Source organism: Pseudomonas abietaniphila (genome assembly GCF_039697315.1).
GTDB lineage: Bacteria > Pseudomonadota > Gammaproteobacteria > Pseudomonadales > Pseudomonadaceae > Aquipseudomonas > Aquipseudomonas abietaniphila_B.
The window spans coordinates 4,877,089-4,895,456 of sequence record NZ_CP155619.1; the positions used below are offsets into that span (position 1 = coordinate 4,877,089).

The window sequence follows — 18,368 nt, forward strand, 5'->3', positions numbered from 1 at the left end:
TACAAAGCAAAGGCAAAGCGGGAATACATAAGAATCAACACTGGAGGTGTCTATGTTCAATAAGAAAAACAAGCTGCGACATAGTGTGACGGTAGCAACGATGGTGATGCTCAGCGGATTGAGCGTTTCGGCATGGGCCGATCAGTACGAAGACGCGGCCAAGAAGTGGGCGGCCAGCGAATTCAAGCCGACGACCCTGTCCGACGCTGACCAGCTCAAGGAACTGGAGTGGTTCATCAAGGCTGCCGAACCGTTCCGCGGCATGGACATCAAGGTGGTTTCCGAAACCTTGACCACCCATGAATATGAATCGAAAACCCTGGCCAAGGCTTTCACCGAAATCACCGGCATCAAAGTGACCCACGACCTGCTGCAGGAAGGTGACGTCATCGAGAAGCTGCAGACGGCCATGCAGTCCGACAAAAGTATCTATGACGGTTGGGTCAACGACTCCGACCTGATCGGTACCCATTTCCGTTATGGCAAGGCGCTGTCCCTGACCGACCTGATGGCCAGCCCCGAAGGTGCGAAGGTCACTTCGCCTACGCTGGACATCAAGGATTTCATCGGCACCTCGTTCACCACCTCGCCTGAAGTCAAAGATGCCTCGGGCAAGGTCATCACCCCGGCCAAGCTGTATCAACTGCCTGACCAGCAGTTCGCCAACCTCTACTGGTTCCGCGCTGACTGGTTCGAGCGTGCTGACCTGAAAGAAAAATTCAAGGCCAAGTACGGCTATGAGCTGGGCGTTCCGGTGAACTGGTCGGCGTACGAAGACATCGCCAAGTTCTTCAGTGAAGACGTCAAGGAAATCGACGGCAAGAAAGTCTATGGCCACATGGACTACGGCAAGAAAGACCCGTCGCTGGGCTGGCGCTTCACTGACGCGTGGTTCTCCATGGCCGGCAGCGGTGACAAAGGCCTGCCGAACGGCCTGCCGGTGGACGAGTGGGGTATTCGCGTAGAGGATTGCCATCCGGTCGGTTCGAGCATCACCCGCGGCGGCGACACCAACGGCCCGGCCGCTGTGTACGCCACGCAGAAATACATCGACTGGCTGAAGGCCTACGCACCGCCAGAAGCGGCGGGCATGACCTTCTCCGAATCGGGTCCGGTTCCGTCTCAGGGCAACGTCGCTCAGCAGATTTTCTGGTACACCGCTTTCACCGCCGACATGACCAAGCCAGGTCTGCCGGTGATGAACGCCGACGGCACGCCGAAATGGCGTATGGCCCCGTCGCCTAAAGGCCCGTACTGGAAAGAAGGCATGAAGCTGGGCTATCAGGACGTGGGTTCGTGGACTTTCCTCAAGTCGTCCGACGAGAAGAAGCGTCTGGCGGCCTGGCTCTACGCGCAGTTCGTGACCTCGAAATCCGTGTCGCTGAAGAAAACCATCGTTGGCCTGACGCCGATTCGTGAGTCGGACATCAACTCCAAGGAGATGACCGCGCTGGCGCCGAAACTCGGTGGTCTGGTCGAGTTCTACCGCAGCCCGGCCCGCGTGCAGTGGTCGCCGACCGGCACCAACGTTCCGGACTATCCGAAACTGGCACAGCTGTGGTGGAGTCACGTGGCTGAAGCGGTCACCGGCGAGAAATCGGCGCAAGCGGCGCTCGACGGTCTGGCCAAGGATCAGGATGCAATCATGACCCGCATCGAGCGTTCGAAGGTTCAGGACGCCAGCGGTTGTGCACCGAAGATGAACCCGGAAACCTCGGCTGAAGAGTGGTACACCAAGGCCGAGAAGAGCAATGGCGCGTTCCTCGCGCCACAACGCAAACTGGCTAACGAGAAACCGAAGGGCGAAACCATCGCTTACTCCGATCTCCTGAAGAGCTGGGAAGCTGCGAAGAAGTAAGCAGTAACGAAACAAAAAAACGGCACCCTCGGGTGCCGTTTTTGTTTGCGCTGTTTGTTGATCAGCCGTGCAGGGTTTCTGCCGCGTACAGCGTGTTCTCAAGCAGGCAAGCGCGGGTCATCGGGCCTACACCGCCCGGAACCGGCGTGATCCAGCCTGCGCGGGGCAGGGCGGTCTCGTAAACCACGTCACCCACCAGCTTGCCATCGTCCTGACGGTTGATGCCCACGTCGATGACGATCGCGCCTTCCTTGATCCACTCGCCCTTGACCAGGCCCGGTTTGCCAGCGGCGACGACCACCAGATCGGCACGGCCCACATGCCCGGCCAGATCCTGAGTGAAGCGATGGGTCACGGTCACGGTGCAGCCCGCCAGCAGCAGCTCCATCGCCATCGGACGACCGACGATGTTGGAGGCGCCAACCACCACTGCATCCTTGCCGTACAGATCGACACCCGTGCTTTCCAGCAGCGTCATGATGCCTTTGGGCGTGCACGGGCGCAGCAATGGGATGCGCTGGGCCAGACGGCCGACGTTATAAGGATGGAAACCGTCGACGTCCTTATCGGGACGAATGCGCTCCAAAAGACTGGAGGACTCCAGGTGCTCGGGCAGCGGCAGTTGCAGCAGGATGCCGTCGATGGCCGGATCGTCATTGAGGCTGTCGATCAGATCGGTCAGCTCGGTCTGGGTGGTTTCGCTGGGCAGGTCGTAAGCGCGGGAGATGAAGCCGACTTCTTCGCAGTCTTTGCGTTTGTGCGAGACGTAAACCTGAGAGGCGGGGTCGCTGCCGACCAGAATCACCGCGAGGCCCGGCGTGCGCAGCCCTTGCTCGCGACGTTCGGCGACTCGTTGGGCGATCTGCTGGCGCAGGTTGGCTGCGATCGCTTTGCCGTCTATTAGTTTTGCAGTCATTACGCGTGATTAACCATCGGAAGGGAGGGAAAAAGAGCGCGCATTCTCGCATGACCTGACGCAAGGGCAAAGGCGGTTGGTCTGCTTAATAAGCTAACCCCTTTAATTAACTGAATTTTTTAGAAAAAAGTGTTGACGACCTTTCGGACCGTCTATAAGATTCGTCGCACTTGTCGGGCACAACCCCACACAGGATAAGCCGGAAGCGGTTGATCATGTCGAAAGGTTGATTAAGTCAGGTAGAGTTCAGATCGGCTCAGCGTGATTGAAAGCTCTTAATTTGCAGTCGAAAGACGCAGATTAAATAAGCGCCCGTAGCTCAGCTGGATAGAGCATCCGCCTTCTAAGCGGATGGTCGCAGGTTCGAGTCCTGCCGGGTGCGCCATTAACGGCAGCTTTGGCACAAGTAGCATTCAAGTTGAATGCGTCGGTTACAACGCAATATGGTGGGCGTAGCTCAGTTGGTAGAGCACGGGATTGTGACTCCCGTTGTCGAGGGTTCGATCCCCTTCGTCCACCCCATATTCGAAAAAGGCGCCAGATGCATAATCTGGCGCCTTTGCTTTAAGCGCTTCAAAACGCGGATGTGGTGGAATTGGTAGACACACTGGATTTAGGTTCCAGCGCCGCAAGGTGTGAGAGTTCGAGTCTCTCCGTCCGCACCAGCTACAAACCTTGAGAAGAGCCATCAGCCTTCAAGAGGATCAAAAAGCCGCCCAGTGCGGCTTTTTTTATGCCTGCGTTTCACCCTCCCGAACCTTCTCAACCTGATACTTCTGCTAGTAGGCAGCCGCTGTGGTCGGGTGTTCAATCCTCCCTGACGCTTGCGGATCCTGCTGTTCGCTTCATCCGCGTGTCGATGACGTGTTCGCCAGGGATCCCGCACCATGCCTAGACCGAGCTTCGATACCGCTAACCCTCTTCCCCAGGCTCTGCTGGCTGCTCCGAAGGTACCCGCCGCGTTGCCGGACGTGCCTGGTGGTGAAGCGAATCTCCTGCCCCTCAGCGCCTTGTCCGGCCCATTGAAAGTGACGTTCGATAAGTGGAATAACACTGAAGATGGAGGGGAGCTGACGCTGTTCTGGAACAACGTCCAGGTTGAAACCAGATCCTGGGACACCGACATGCCGGAGGATGAGCTGTTCATCCTCGTGCCGGTGAGTTTTCTGGTCGAAGGTGAGCCCAGGCTTCGCTACACAGTGAAGACCGCGCAGGGCGTCACAACGGATTCTCTTACGCTGAGTATCACGATCGATACCACGGCGCCGCTGTTGAATCGGGTCGACCCACTGATCTTTCCCCCCGAGGTGATCAATGCGGGCGTCACTGCGCAGTGGCTCAATGACCATGGCGACTGGCTCACGGCGCAGGTTCCTGACTACGTGCCGATCAAGCCAGGTGATGTCATACGGTTCTATTGGGGCGATGACCCAACGACGTGGGCCAGTGCCGGAGAAAAGACGGTTGAGCCGCTGGATATCGGGTCGCCGTTGATGATCGATATCAGCGGCATCACGATCCGCGGTCACGGTGATGGTCGCCGTTTTGCTGGGTATGAGGTGATTGATCGAGCGGGTAACGTCAGTCCCTCCGCGACGCCCTTGGAATTATTGGTTATTGCGCAGTCCAGGATCTTGCCTTGGCCGACGCTCCGAGAGGCAACCGGCACAGGCCAGAGCGTGAGCCTTGATCCGCTGAACGCGACGCGAGGTGTTCTGGTTAGTGTGCCGACCAGTGCCGTTATCAATCCGAGTGAAGAAATAAAAATCGTATGGAGTGGTACAGGCAGCACAGGTCAGTACGAGACCAGTGTGGCGGATCCGCCGGGCTCCCTTGATTTTCCGGTTCCGGCCAGCGCGGTGCCGGCCAACTTTCTGAAGACCGTGGAGGTTTACTACCAGCTCACGGCACCCTCCAGTGGCGCGATCAGTCGCTCGCCCAATCTGCACCTGGCGGTAAAAGCCGTACTGCCGGTTGACCGCTTTTCTCAGATCAGTTGCGACGAAGCCCCCGGCGGTAATGCGTTGTCCTTGTCTTCTGTGCCGAACGGCTGCCACTTTTCGCTGGATAAATGGGTGTTCATTGCCCCCGATCAGAAGGTGTCTGCCTGGGTCGAGGCGGTGGACCAGTTGGGTAAGGATTTTACGTTTGAACTGGTGAGTGAGCGCCCTGTGAGTCCCGGCGAAGTGTCGATGGGCATCCGGGGTATGCCTTTGCCCCGCGACCAACTGGAACGCATGAAAGTCGATGAGTCGTTCGACGTCTATGTCACGGTCCGGTTTGACGATGCGGTAGCGCCGACTGACTTTCCGGTACTGACCAAGCTTCTTGAGGATTGAGCAAGGTTACGCGCGTTTCTTCTGACACCGAGGGTGTTCGATATGGCAAACAATACCAAAGCCGACCTGCTTCAGTGGCTGGCAGGCGGTACCAGGACGTTTGGCTGGGATGCAGTGATTGCCTATGGCCGAAAGGAGGCCAATGCATTGCTCAGAAAGCAATTCATTGGCCGTTTTGCCGAGGCGACGACTTTTCCGCCGATGCAGGGCGTTATCGAGACCGGTCAGCTCACGAAAACCCTGCGCAACGTGCAGTTGGGCCCACCGCTTCTCTCATTTGAAGCGTCCTCGCTCGATGAGTCCAGAGCACGGCTAAGCCTGCGCATTGTCGCAGGCCAGGTGGTGACGGAGGGTGAGGGGGGCGTCGTTCAGAAGATCCAGGAGCTCGTGCCCGCCTTCAGCCCGGAGCTGTTCATGAACGTTGACCTGAACAAGACCGATGGCGGCAGCACGAGCGCGGGTGAATTCTATCTGGACCTCAACGACGCTTATGACTTCACCACCAGCTTGTTCGACGCTGACGATGATGCAGGACAGGTCCAGGCCGGCGTGTTTTTCAGAGAGCGTTTTGCCGAGCTGCCCGAAGCCCGGCGTTTCACGCTGGGGACCATTGCCCGAGGTGACGGATCGTTTGCAGTTGACCGTTTTGAGGTCCGGACGCAAATGGCGCCCGGTGCGAACGTGAGAAGTGCGGCTAATTTCGGAGACGGTGCCGTACTGATGTTCATCAAGTTTGCAGGTGGCAAGCCGGGGACTATGCCGACGCCGGAGGTGTTTAGGTATTTGATTCCAGAGGATGGATTCGGAGCGACGCTGCTGCTGTCGGCGAGTAGTTTACTGACCCAGCTTGGTGAGTCGATTGGAACGTACCTTGGCGAGGGGGTCTCCTTCCAGGTTACAGCCCTACAAAATGCTTTGGTATCGGCTAAAGCGAGCGGTGACTGGAGCCCCGTTTATCTGGATCCTTACAGCGCGGGGTGGCAGAGCGGACCTGCTTGCTCCACTTCCAATGTGTATGACTACCGTCAAAGCTTTTCAGTCTCGTCAATGACCCTGTCAATCAACGGTGAAAAGTTAGTGTTGGCCTGGGACGAGAAACATCAGAGGCCATGGTATTGTTTTGGAATGAGCTGGCCTTGTTCCCAGCCCGCATCGGTTTTTTCGGAAACGACCAGTAACTCTGGTAATTATTGGGTTGATCTCGCGGTCACCTGTAAATTCGTCGTCAGGTTGAATTCCGCTCGCGAGGCTATCGTTTTTGAGCAATCTTCATATGCATCATCCGTCAGTTGCTCTGATATGCATGCCCCTTCCCCTTTAAGCAATGCCCAAGTTGAGTCTCATTTTCAAGCAGGCATTGCGAGTAAAGTAAAGGAAAAATTCGAATCTATCCCAGATATGACCCTCCCCATCGGAGCTTTGAGTGGATTGCTCTTTGCCGATGCGAACAGCGTCCGGTTGAAAGAAGCGGCTGCCCCACAGGATCTTGTGTGTTTTGGTGATATCGACTCGAACGCAGAAACACCGATTCTTTCCCCAGATGATTCAGTGCTCGGTGCAAATGGCGTTCAGAACCTCACCTGCAATGTCCCGGTAGCCCAATGGACACTCCGCGATGGCGACGGTAATGACGATCTGAAAACTGTCGGAAGTATTACTTCGGGGCGCTATCAGGCACCCGATATGTCGGATTCCAGGGAAATGAGCCGCCGAATCGTTGTCACCGCTCATGGGGTGAGCGGCGGCCAGGCGCACGCCTTGATCACGGTGTTGAAAACCCCTCTGATGGTGGACCCGGTTTTCCAGGTGGTGAGCCCCGCTGACAGGTGTGAAATCCTCGCAGGGGCGCTGAATACGGCGGATGTCGACGCGCGCCTGATTGCACAATGGCCAGAAATCGCCCCTTCTCTGGCACCTGTACCGAACAAACCGGGCGCTTATGTTTTCGAGCCGGGTAAGAGCGACAAGGTCCATTCATTGAGCCTGGATCGGGTGGAGTTCACCAGCAAACACCATGCAGGTGCCGTATCGTCTTCTTATGTGTTGACCCAATGGCGCAAAGATACGGCGACGATCATCATTGACCCTGAATGGGCCGGGCCCTCGACGCAGGTGAAATTGCTGTTGCTGGCGGAGAACGACGATTGGGAACTGGTGCCTTATGACGGTGCAGACTGGACGCTTTTTGCCGGTGACGGCTCGGTCGACGCCTCCGGTATTTATACGTACCCCGAGCGCCCTCAGTCGGGTTTCGCCGTCGTACAGGCGATGCTGGACGACGACGGGTATGAGCTGCGGTCTCACCTTGTTATTCCGTCGTTGGCGAAGGTGTCGGCGAGTACCTCGAAATACCCGACCGAGCTGAGAATGCTGGCTATCGGAACAGGCGGCATTGTATTGCGTTGGCGGAAGCCGGGTGCAGCAGACACACCTACCTATAGCGTACTCAGGGACGATAAATGGATTCACAGCGGGTGGAATCCGGGAGCGTTTCTTTTCCCCTTGGCATTTGAAGCTGGCAGGCATTATCAAATTACCGTCAGAGCAACCTACAAAGACGACCCGCAGTCCTACGACTGCGGCCCCATCACCGTCACGGTGCCGTTGCCCTGAGTCCAGGCACCTGTAAGAGTCAGCTCAGTGCGCTGACCGTTCACTTGTAAGTGATCGTGAAGTCCAGCGCACCTTTGGCCTGACCCGCCTGGACCTGGGCATCGGTCTGATACAACCGTGCATTGAACGGGAGTACGGTGTCCCCGGCCGGACTGATGGCCTGAAGCGGCACTTCGATGCCTAACCCTACCGGCGTGCTCCCATCGCCCATCAGCATCTGGATGCCGACGCCTTTTGCGGTTGAGTCAGTGCTCAGGCTGAATACGCCGTTGAGTGGATCGCCGACAGGGGCGGAGCCGTTTACGCCATCCAGACGAATGTGCGCCGTGGTGACGCCATTGGCCGGATCGGAGATGCAGCTGTTCAAGGTCAGCGTGAAGGGGGTTGCGCGGGTCGTGTAGCCAGGGCCCGTGAAGTCCGATTGTTGCCACTCTCCCAAATCGACAGGGTCTGCACTGACTGGATTGCTCGACACCGAGCACTCTGCCTGGATCACCGTGCCGGCGAGCGACACCGACCAGGCTTTCCCCACCGCGGTGATCACAGCCTGGGCCAGCTCGCGTCCGTCGAATATCTGAGGACCGGGGTTGATGTCCCCGATTTTCACCAGCGTTATATAGCTGTCCATCGAGGCCTGCATCCAGGGGAAGAACATGTTCTTCTCCATGTAACCGCTGAAGGGAACAACCGACGGGCCATCCAGGTACCAGTTGTCGACGGGGCCGCGATACGGGATACCCAGTTTGATCCTCACGCCGACCCCTGGAATCGAGGTAGTCAGGATTTTCCCGTCGCTGTTTTCGCCGCCAATGGGTGGGAGGCTGCCGGAAAACGCAGGTACGTTATTCGTAATGTTCACAGTGATGTCAGGCACATGCACGGTATGGCAAATCAGGTTGACGCCACCGGGACCTTGCTTCAGCCACAGGAACCGGTCCAGCGTGCCGATCACGTCTCCGACGGCGGCGTCTCTGGGCACGAAAACCGTCCCGACGTCTGCGATGAACGACATGGGCCCGGGGTTATCTTTATCCCAGTAGCAACCGTCTTCAAAACCACCGGCCCATGTCAGAGAAAACGTCATGCAACAGGTCAGCGCGGCAAGGGCCGTCAATGATCGTTTGAATGTATTCATGTTCAGTCGAGTTCCAAAAGAGACGGCCGAACGTGTTCGGTCGCTCCCGAAAGAGAGGGGTACGGCTCAGCGGCATCGGTCGGTGCACAGGTCAGGGTTTGCAGCCGGTAGCCTTGTTGTTCTGGAAGGCTTTGGGCATCGACTTCGAACGCGCATTGTTGCGCCGATGCGTTTCCCCACTTGACCACAAGACGTTGGTTGCCCTGTCCTACGTTGAGAACCGCCTGGCCGGCTTGCCCGACGACGCCCAGCGTCTGGCCATCGGCATCGACGACCAGAGCGCCGAAGGGCAGGGGGGAGCCTGTGCTGTCGTGGAACGTCGCCACCAGACGTTTGACGACCTGTGCAGCGAAGGTGGTTTTGACCACGGCGCCGCGTCGAGGCACCAGGTGAGTGACACCGTTTTCAATCTCGACATCCGGTCCCAGTTCATCGGTGTTGAGCACCACCCGATTGACTCGGTAAGGCCGCATATAAGGAACAAGTGCATAGCCACGCTCGTTGGTTCTGACCTGACCTGCGTTCAGAACACCGACGTCGGCGACGCCCGGCACTTCGATCAAGGCTGCGGTCTCGCCGATGTACGGGCCTGCTTCGAGTCCGTCCCCGTGCAGCAGCAACGCACCACTGGCGTTCACCGATGCCTGCGAGTAATGACTGGCGTGGGTCACGCCACCCCCCACGTTACCGAAGGGGGCCTGGTAACCGACGCTCAGGGAGGCAGTCTTGTCCTGTGTTTCGCTGTTGGCCAGACCGGCGCGGTAGCTCAGACGGTTGTCCATGGCCCGGCCCGACAGGCTCGCACGTTGACTGAGGGCCTTGTCATTTTCCAGCAGGTCAAACGTGGCGGTAGTGCCGTGGCGGGTCGAGCCCAGCGGCATGCTGATGCTCAGGCCGATCTGACGATCGTCATAGCCACGATCAGTCAGTGACTTGGAGGCGTACAGGTTGTAGCTGATGCCATGGTGTTGCGTGTTGAAGCCGAACTGGAACTGACGCCGTTCCTGGCTCGTGCCCCAATAGTTTTCCTGGGACAGGGTCAGGTTCAGCGCGCTGGTCGAGCCGATGTTCTGATAGATCGCCGCTTCCAGCCGACTGCGTCGGTGCCCTTGGTAGCGTGAGTCCAGATTGCGCTGGCGAATCGCTTCGTCAAAGTCCCGGTAACCTTCGGTGGAGTAGCGATAGCCGGCGAACCGCAGGTTGGTCCGTGTTTCGAAAGACTTACCGTACTTCAATGCGTAGCTGCTGCCCTGGACCTTGCCGGTGCCTTGGGCATCGAGGTCGGTGCTGGAGCGGGTCACGTCGAAGGAGAGCGCGCCAAATGCGCCCAGGCTCTGTCCCACACCCAGATTGCTTGCGGTGTAAAACTCGTTGCCCAACAGTCCACCGTACAGGGTCGAACCTCCCGCCAGGCCCTTGGCCGCCGTGCCTTGCCAGAACACTGGATTGTGCCGCCCGGTGGGATCGTTGTAGCGGCCCAGGCTGGCACTGTACCGCCAAACGCCTTCACGTAGCAGGTTGCCCAGCGTGGCGTAGGGTTGCGTGAAGCGCTGGATACGGCCATCGGCTTCGGTCACCACGATCTCAAGTTCACCACTGCCTCCGGCCACATTCAGGTCGTCGATCTCATAAGGGCCGGGGGACACGTAAGTGGAATAGATGGGATAACCGTTTTGAAGGATTTCGACCTTTGCCCGGGTCTGTGCGACCCCCCGAATCACCGGCGCATAACCCTGCATGGAGTCGGGCAGCATGCCCATGTCCGATTGCAGGCTGATGCCCTGGATCGGCAGGCTGCGAAACACATCGCCAGGGGTAAAAGTCTGGCCAAGGGTAAATTGTCCCAGCCTTCCCGGCAGGTCGTGCTGGGCGTAGGTGTAGGCGCTGTTCCAGTCGCGGGCACCTCGGGAATCCTGGCGCAGCGAGTGGTTGCTGCGCAGACGCCAGCCGCCGACGTTGACGCCGCTGTTGAGGTACAGATCGCCACTCTGCGCACGGCCGTTGAAGTCGCTTCGACTTTGCTGGGCGGACGCCTGGTAGTTGATGAACGCCGCGTTGATGCCCTGATCCCAGCGTGAGGGATCCACATAACCGGCAGCATCGCGCCGCATGGCGATCTGCGCAATGGAGATGTTCAGCTTCAGCCGGCTGCCTTCGAAGTCGACGGTCGCACCGGGAATCACCTGCGGGAGATCGATACAGGTTTTGTGCAGCGCTTCGTCCGCGCCCAAGGCATCGAGTTTTACGCCCATTTCTTCAAGCAGAGGGCGAGACAGGCAAGGTGTGAGCCGCTCAGCGTTATCGGCAGCGAAGTCGAGTTCGCGGTGATCGAAAAATTGTTGATTGACGCTGATGCTCACCTGATAGCGACCAGGTGCCAGGGCATCTTCGTTGGCCAGGCTGCGCAACGCCAGGGCGCCATCCTGCCCATTACCGAGCTGACGCATGAAGGAGGACTGGAATTCAAGAGGCTCGGTGACAGCGGAGCTCTCGAGCGGCAGGCTCAGTCCGCTGCCCATGATCATCATGCAGTGCAGGCGTGACGGCTTGCCGGATGGTCGCAGACGTCTGAAGAAGGGAGGCATAGGGCTATTCCGGAAGTAACAGGGCGACCGTCAACGGTTCGCGTTCAGCGATTGCGTGAGGGGCTTGCTGAAACCGCCGTAGTCGGTAATGACTGAAAACGTGACGCTCGCGTCCGGGGCCGCCACAAAGCTGTCCAGCGGATAGGACTGGCGCGAGAACGGTGCGGCCATGGTGGTGTCGTCGATCTTGTGGATGCGCCCTTTGTCCTGCAGTTGCAGGGTGATGAACGACATATGGAAAGGTGTCGGGTTATCGACCACCAGGTGAGGTCCGTTGTCGGTCGCCACCACCGACCAGGTGAGTCGCTGCAGTGCGTCCAGCGGGTTTTCGCTCAGCTCGGCGGGGCGGTAGAAAAACTTGATGCGTGAGCGCAGAGCGATGGTCAGCTTGTTGCCGTCACTGGTGTCGGTCTGCGGAATTTCCTGAGCGTTGAAAAAGAACAACGACTCACGGTCTTTGGGCAATTGATGGGGCAGGGCGCTGATCTGCACATGCTGTTCCTTGCCCGGGCCGAGCCGGAATAACGGCGGAGAGGCAATGAAGGGAACGGGCGTGTGGTGATCGTCTGCCGCCGTGTTGATCCATGTCTGCACGGCGTAGGTCGCCTTGCTGGGGTTGGCGACGGTCAGTGACACGCTGCGCTTGTCACCCTGAAAAATGACGCGTGTGCCACTGAGGGTCAGGGCACCGTGGCCGGCAGGAAGGTAGGCCAGCAGGCACAGTGCGGCGCAGAGGTTGCGCCACGGGGGGACGGGCAGGCAGAGCCCTTGAAACATCGGCATGGGAGGCTGTCTTTAAAAGGAGGCATCAAGGCGCCGGAGATTGATACCAGCCCTCGGTCTGAATCAATGGACCGGGGTCACCGCAGCCCGGCGCGGGACATGCGCCGGGGCGGCTGGCTGGCAAGCCGGGCGTTACTGGAAGTGAACGGTGAAGTCGACGTCGGCGTCAGCCTGACCGGGGTTCAGCGCGCCGATGCGTTTGTACAGGGCGGTGAAGTACAGAAGGCTTTCGTTAGTGTCATCGATGGGATAAGCCGAAGATTCCAGGCCGTTCTTGACCGGGAGCCCTTTGGCATCCTTGATCGCAATGGCCACACCGTCTGCGGCGCCCGCACCGGCCTTGATGGCGAAGTTTTCGCCACTCGGGTCGCTGCCTTGCACGGCGTTGAAGGTCACGGTGGCGGTTTTGCCCGGACCTACCACACAGGTGGCATCAGGGGATACCTTCAGCTGAAACGCGCCGCCGCCTGCCTCGTCGCCAACGGCCGCGAGGGAGCCGGTGTTGACCTCGCCCATCGACACACTGCTGCTGACATTACCGCTGCCTGGATCGATGACGTCGATGGGGCATGTGTTGCTGACGATTTTGCCAATGAAGTTGATGGTTCCGTCCTTGGCCATGGCTGAGGACGCTGCAAAACCCAGGAGCAGCCCCAGGGGCAGGATTGCGAATGACTTTTTCATGAGACCATGATTCCTTGAAAGTGTGGCTCGACACATGAACCAGGACATTGTTGAAGCCTTGTGACTTCATGCCGGACAACAGACGAGCAATGCCGTCGTGCATGTCGCTGGTGGGGGCGCACTTTAAGGAGATGAATGCAAAGGGAATATGAGAGAACTCTCAAAGAGATGGGCGTGGTTGTAGCAGGATGTTGCTGGAATGGGTGAAAAGTGTAAGGCCTTACCAAGTTCATGTTCGTTTAGAGGCCGCGCGCTCGTTGGATTTACATGAGGGTGAGGCAAGTAGGGTATCGACCTTACAGACCTGCCTGCCACCCGCCCTACGGAAGGGCAGGTGGAAGGTCATCACGTGTTGCGGGTTCTTCGTACGTTGGCCGCCAGATCAATCGTTGTTCGATCATTAACGACTTTGTTCGAGCTTTGATAAGGCCAGAAGTTGTCTTTGGCTGCGATGGTTTTCGCCGGCTCGGCGGGTGTGGGTTTGGGCACCGGACTGTTGCTGCGGACGGTTGAGACCGGTGCGTCCAGTTCGTCAGTTTGCGTGGCTGAACTTTTAACGATGTTGTCTTCCGTTTGCATGCTCAAAGATCGCGTTCTTACGGCCTTAGTGTGGTTGGTTATGGAGCTCTGTCCTTTGAGCGCTGCCATACGCTCCGTGTTGTCCACCATAGATCCACTTGAGCTACCCGATACAGATGTTCTCGTTGATCCCGGGAGGTAAACGTCGTGTAACCTAAGGTCATCACTCATCGTAACGTCACCTCTAAGAGGTAGAGCCTGCGGATCAGTGAGATCAAGCGAATTTCTGGCAGAGCCACTGGCAACACTATCCGCACCGTCTGCCGCCCCTTCCTTCGCCGCATTCGAAAACCCATGCAGTTTCCCGGCCTTGCTGAAGTTCGCCGCTGCCGAGAACATGCTGAATACGCCCGATAGCACACCGCTGATGATGCTGATGTTATCCAGCGTCCTGGCGTGTTGACGGTCCTGCTCCATCGCGCCCATGACACCGGTAATCGCGGAGGCCACGCCGGTACCGACACCGGCGCCCCAAAGCCCCCAAGCGATAACCCCCCCGGCAACGGGCGTAAGACCGCCCGCCGTCACCACGGTGGCCACGATGCCGATGACGCCCAGCCCCACGCCAATCCAGCTTTTCAGCGAATGCCCACTGGGGTCGACCGCATTGATCGGGTCGCTCAGGCAATACACGTAGGGATTGACCCCGCCAGCCCCGAAGGGGCTCAGGGAGTCAGGGCTGTGGAAGCGCATCAGCGTCGGGTTGTAGCCGCGGTAACCCTTGCCCAGCAGGTACCAGCCACCGACCGCGTCTCGCACCTCGCCGTTGAAGGCCATCAGGCTTTGCAGCGGCTCGTCGCCGGTTCGTTCTCCGTATGGATCGTAGGTCACATGCCGCGTGGTTTTTTGTTGGCACTCGCCAATCACCGAGCGGGTGGCATCGGTCATCAGCAGCAGTGTCTGGCTACTCTTGCCGGGTGTTTGCTGCCCCAGCGGCCGGCCCCTTTCAAGCAGGTAGCTGATGGCTTCGCCCGCTTGCAGGCTATTGCTCAACTGGCTGTCCTGATAGAAACGCAGGGTCTCGGGCTGCTGCCCGTGGAGCACCGAGATCAGTTGGTTGTGTCCGTCATAACGGTACTGCGCCAACGGCTGCCCTGTGTCATCGGTCACGCTCAGCAGCCGACCCTGGCTGTCATAGCGCAGCACTTGGCCGTGCTCATCTTTGGTCAGGTTTCCGTCAGCGTCGTATTCCAGCCTGATGGGAGACTTGCCTGGAACGTCGTAGCGAATCTCCGTCAACTGGCAAGGATCTGCCGGATTGAAGTGGTAGGTGGATTTTTCAATGCGGCCATCGGCAAAGGTCGTTGACAGGGCCGTGATGTTGTCCAGGCTGTCGAAGGTGAAATCCTGCCGGATAATCGCGTCGGCGAGCGCCCCCGTTACGGGTGGCGTGCGGGTGTACACCTTGAGACGGCCACGGACGTCGTAGGTGAAGGTTTCTGCGTGCAGCTCGGTGTCACCTTCGCACAGGCGCCGAGTGGCGAGTTTGTGGTCAGGTTGGTACGTCTGCTCAAGGCTGCGTAATGCCTTGCCATCGACGCTCAGCGTTCTGAGGGTTTCGCGGCCCAGGTCGTCGTAGTCCAGCGCCGTTTCCAGCTGCTGCTGACTGCTCAGGTCGGTGCAGGTGGTTGTCTTCAACCATCCTGTCGGCCAATAGCTGAAGTCAGCCCGCAGTTCGCCCTGATGAATGCTGTTCAAGCGGCCCAGCAGGTCATGTTCGTACAGGGTCTTCAGACCGGTCACATCGACACGGCTGATCTGGCGTCCGCTCAACGAGCTGTTGTACGTCACCGAGAACGGCTCGGCCTTGCCACTGTCCGTTTTCCGCCCTGCCAGACGGTTGGTATCCGTCCAGCTTTCGCAGCGCAGGTGCCCCGCCTGGTCGTACTCGAAGTCATGCTGACCCTGTGTGCTGCGGGTCGTGGTGATCTGGGCCGTTTTCGGGTTGTAGCTGAAGCTTGCTGTCTCATCGGGTCCGGTGGAGGTTTTTGGCAGTCCGGTCAGGCCCAGGTCGTAGGTGTATTGCAATCGCTGTTGGCTGGGTGTTTCGCATTCGCTGACGGTCATCTGCCCCGCCGTATAGCGATAGTGGCTCGTGCGGGGGCCCACCTTGAACTGTTTCAGCCGGTTGAGACCATCAAACAGTTGTTCCCCGACCAGCACGCTGGGCAATGCTTCGTTGTCCGGCACGATCCGCACGCTGACCGGCAGGGCTTCACGGGTATGCGGGGCATACGTCTTGCTGACGACGGTCATGTCGGGCAACTGCGTGTGCAGCAACCTTCCCCACGCGTCGTATTCGAAACCGCTGGTGTTCTCCATGGCATCGGTGCTTTCGACACATCGGCCAAGACCGTCGTAGGCGTACGTCTGCTCTAGATACTGTGCGCCCGCTCGTTGCCTGACGGTCAACGGTTTGTCGAAGCCGTTGCTGACGGTTTCGCTCCAGTTGACCACGGTTGTCTGCATTTCTTGCCAGGCGGTTCGTTTCAAGGTGATGGGGTCGAACTCGTTGACATCCACCACGCCATCCGGACGAGTGGTTCGGGTCACTGCTCCCCAGGCGTTGTAGGCGTAAGCCGAGGTCAGTTCCAGTGTTTGCAGCGGCTGACCTTCCTCAGGCTGCCAGTGATCCCAGGATGTCTCCTGTTCGAGCTGGCCGTAAGCGTTGTACGTCCACGCCTGAACTTTCAGGAAGTCGGGGGCTGGTTGATAAATGTTCTGATGGTACTCGGCAATCGCCCGACCCAGTCCGTCCAGCTCCGTGAACACGGTGACATCATTGACGTCCATTGCCGACTGCGAGGCCTTTTCACCTGGCTGGCTGCAGAGTTTATAGGTGTAGAGACGACGGGCTGCATAGTCGGTGTCAGGGGACACGACTTCTTCGACGATTCTGCCCAAGGCATCGTAGCGGTAGTTGATTTCGATATCGTCCTCGTCCTGATCGAGCAACGGCAGTCCGCTGAGCAGTGAGTGTTCCAGGGTGACGGTTTTGGTCGCGTTGGCTTCCTGATTGGTGAAAGCGGTCGAAAGCGTTTTGGTGGTTTTCTGAGCCTTCTCGTTGCCGCGTTTTTGAGTGCCGCTCTGGTAGCTGTAGTCGGTATGGGACGTTTGACCGTTGAGGGTCTGTGACTCCCGTTTGATACGCCCGAACAAAAACGGCTCGTTCACATCATCGATGTACTGCGTTTCGGTGCGTTGCAGTTCGATATCGCCGTTACTGTCCACCTGCAGCAGCGTTTCGCTGTCCAGGGACAGCCATTCGCTCAGCGTGCTGCCCAGGGTCGGTTTGACGCTGTAGCGGTAGACGCTGCGCAGCGTCGGTGCGGCCTCGCCCAGCTTTCGCGGGCTCTGCACGAACGCTGCAAAGTCGTTCTTGAGGGCTTTCACTGCGCAGCGGCGGCGTGCTCCGGACACGCTCAGGTCGTGCCGCGACTGCGCGGGTTCTACCCGTTTTTCCTTCAAGGTGCGCACGAAATCGTCAGGGTCGGGCGGGCAGCCGTCGGCGCCTTCCTTGGGATAATAGCTGCTGACTTCGCGGATGCCGGTGGGCAGGGTCTGCACCAGCAGATTGCCGTACGCGTCGAACTCGGTCAGGGTGCTTTCCACCCGCTTATTGGCGGAGCTGCTGCGCAGGTACCAGGTCTTGCGCACCTCGGTGGCCAGTTGGCACTGGGCCGGCTGCTGGTCGAAACTCAGGTTGGGGTTCTGGTCGGCGTAGTAGCTGTTTTCCAGCAGCAGGACGTTGTCGTTCTGGGTGGTTTCTTCGCTGACGAGCAGGTGAAAGCGGTTGAAGACGCGATGAATGCGCCGCACATCGCGCTTCTGGGCGTTGTCGTACAGGATTTCGGTGGTGGTGTACTGGTAAGGGGTGTTGAGCTTGTACAGATTATCCTGACCGTCATCGCTCCAGATCAGGCCCTGGGCACCAAAACCGAGGAAGTTGGTGTCGGAGTATTCGTAACGGGTGGTGATCGGCGGTTGACCGGAACCGGGGTTGTTGATGTGTTCCCGGACCCGCGGCAATGCGCGGCGGGCATTGCCCGGAAACTCATGGCCCGGCACGGCATGGTCGATGGTTTCCGTGCCGCCCAGCGGCGTCAGCACCTGGGTGACGCACAGGAAGTCGTTGAAATACCCGTATTCGAAGTGCCAGCGCGCTTTTTCATCGGTGGGCAGGACGAGGTCGGAGACCCGCTCATCGCTGTCGGCCAGCGCCATGACGTAACGGGCGTCCAGCTCGGGGACGTCCGGGTGCAGGTGCAGCGTGATGGCCGCATCGGTGCGCACGATGCGCAGCACGGTGCCGCTGCTGTCCTGGATTTCGGAGAGGGTGCGCACCCCCTTGAAGACTTCGTAGAACAACTCGATCTTGTGGCCCTGTGCCGAATAGATGGCGCTGGGCAAGGCAATGCCGTCGGGGCCACCAGGACTCAGGTGTTCCACCAGGCCGGACTTGTGCACCACCCAGTAGAGCGGGCCGGTGCTGCCCTGTTCTTCATAGAAGTGAAAGCTTTCAATCTTCTGTTCGCGGATCGCCGGCTGCACGCCGCTGCCGGTGACCTTGAAGGATTCGCCGGTGCTCAGGGAAAGCATCTGGGTGGTCGGGTTGTACTGCGACAGCGCCAGGCTCCAGCCGCAGCCGAACCCGCTGTTGCGGTCTTTGCTGGCAAGCTGGGTGGCCAGCGGATTGAAGCTCAGGCGCAGTGGCAACGCGGGGCCGCATAGGGCGTTGCATTTGAGTTCCGGCAGGCTGATGGAACAGGTGTACTGACCGGTGCGAGAGTCGACACCGGCTTCGACGAAACTGAGAAAGTTGAAGGCGTTGGAGTGAACTGAGGACGTGGCCATGAGAGTCTCCTTCCATTGGAAA

General features: G+C 58.8%; 9 protein-coding genes and 3 tRNA genes. 6 read left to right on the top strand and 6 right to left on the bottom strand.

Annotated elements, in window-relative coordinates; all coding sequences use genetic code 11:
• Nucleotides 1-52: 52 nt before the first annotated feature.
• Complete coding sequence (locus tag ABDX87_RS21585) at nucleotides 53-1,858, top strand: ABC transporter substrate-binding protein (protein WP_346829695.1); 1,806 nt, start codon at nucleotides 53-55, stop codon at nucleotides 1,856-1,858.
• A 61-nt stretch (nucleotides 1,859-1,919) separates the two neighbouring features.
• On the opposite strand, the gene folD is transcribed toward ABDX87_RS21585, so the two are convergent.
• Nucleotides 1,920-2,774: a bifunctional methylenetetrahydrofolate dehydrogenase/methenyltetrahydrofolate cyclohydrolase FolD gene (gene folD, locus ABDX87_RS21590; RefSeq protein WP_314584955.1), complete on the bottom strand. Its 855-nt coding sequence runs from the start codon at nucleotides 2,772-2,774 to the stop codon at nucleotides 1,920-1,922.
• 308 nt (nucleotides 2,775-3,082) lie between these two features.
• Between folD and ABDX87_RS21595 the strand changes: the two genes are divergently transcribed.
• The 5 genes from ABDX87_RS21595 (at nucleotide 3,083) to ABDX87_RS21615 (ending at nucleotide 7,726) form a co-directional block, all read left to right on the top strand.
• Nucleotides 3,083-3,159: transfer RNA gene (locus tag ABDX87_RS21595), tRNA-Arg, on the top strand.
• 61 nt (nucleotides 3,160-3,220) lie between these two features.
• Nucleotides 3,221-3,296 (top strand) — tRNA-His (locus ABDX87_RS21600).
• Between the two features lie 58 nt (nucleotides 3,297-3,354).
• Nucleotides 3,355-3,439: transfer RNA gene (locus tag ABDX87_RS21605), tRNA-Leu, on the top strand.
• A 222-nt stretch (nucleotides 3,440-3,661) separates the two neighbouring features.
• Nucleotides 3,662-5,113 (top strand): hypothetical protein, encoded by a 1,452-nt coding sequence (locus ABDX87_RS21610; protein WP_346829696.1) that lies wholly within the window; start codon nucleotides 3,662-3,664, stop codon nucleotides 5,111-5,113.
• Nucleotides 5,114-5,155: 42 nt separating this feature from the next.
• On the top strand, nucleotides 5,156-7,726 hold the full coding sequence (locus ABDX87_RS21615; RefSeq protein WP_346829697.1) for a hypothetical protein: 2,571 nt from the start codon (nucleotides 5,156-5,158) through the stop codon (nucleotides 7,724-7,726).
• A 40-nt stretch (nucleotides 7,727-7,766) separates the two neighbouring features.
• Here ABDX87_RS21615 and ABDX87_RS21620 read toward each other — a convergent pair whose 3' ends face one another.
• The 5 genes from ABDX87_RS21620 to ABDX87_RS21640 form a co-directional block, all read right to left on the bottom strand.
• On the bottom strand, nucleotides 7,767-8,810 hold the full coding sequence (locus ABDX87_RS21620; protein ID WP_346829698.1) for a fimbrial protein: 1,044 nt from the start codon (nucleotides 8,808-8,810) through the stop codon (nucleotides 7,767-7,769).
• 53 nt (nucleotides 8,811-8,863) lie between these two features.
• Nucleotides 8,864-11,446 carry a fimbria/pilus outer membrane usher protein gene (locus ABDX87_RS21625; protein ID WP_346829699.1) on the bottom strand — a complete coding sequence of 861 codons (2,583 nt, stop codon included), beginning with the start codon at nucleotides 11,444-11,446 and terminating at the stop codon, nucleotides 8,864-8,866.
• A gap of 30 nt (nucleotides 11,447-11,476) precedes the next feature.
• The gene (locus ABDX87_RS21630; protein WP_346829700.1) at nucleotides 11,477-12,229 is read right to left on the bottom strand and encodes a fimbrial biogenesis chaperone; all 753 of its coding nucleotides are present in this window, start codon (nucleotides 12,227-12,229) and stop codon (nucleotides 11,477-11,479) included.
• Nucleotides 12,230-12,361: 132 nt separating this feature from the next.
• Entirely contained in the window at nucleotides 12,362-12,913 is a 552-nt protein-coding gene (locus tag ABDX87_RS21635) for a fimbrial protein (protein WP_346829701.1), read from the bottom strand.
• Between the two features lie 345 nt (nucleotides 12,914-13,258).
• Nucleotides 13,259-18,346 (bottom strand): RHS repeat domain-containing protein, encoded by a 5,088-nt coding sequence (locus ABDX87_RS21640; protein ID WP_346829702.1) that lies wholly within the window; start codon nucleotides 18,344-18,346, stop codon nucleotides 13,259-13,261.
• Between the last annotated feature and the right edge of the window lie 22 nt (nucleotides 18,347-18,368).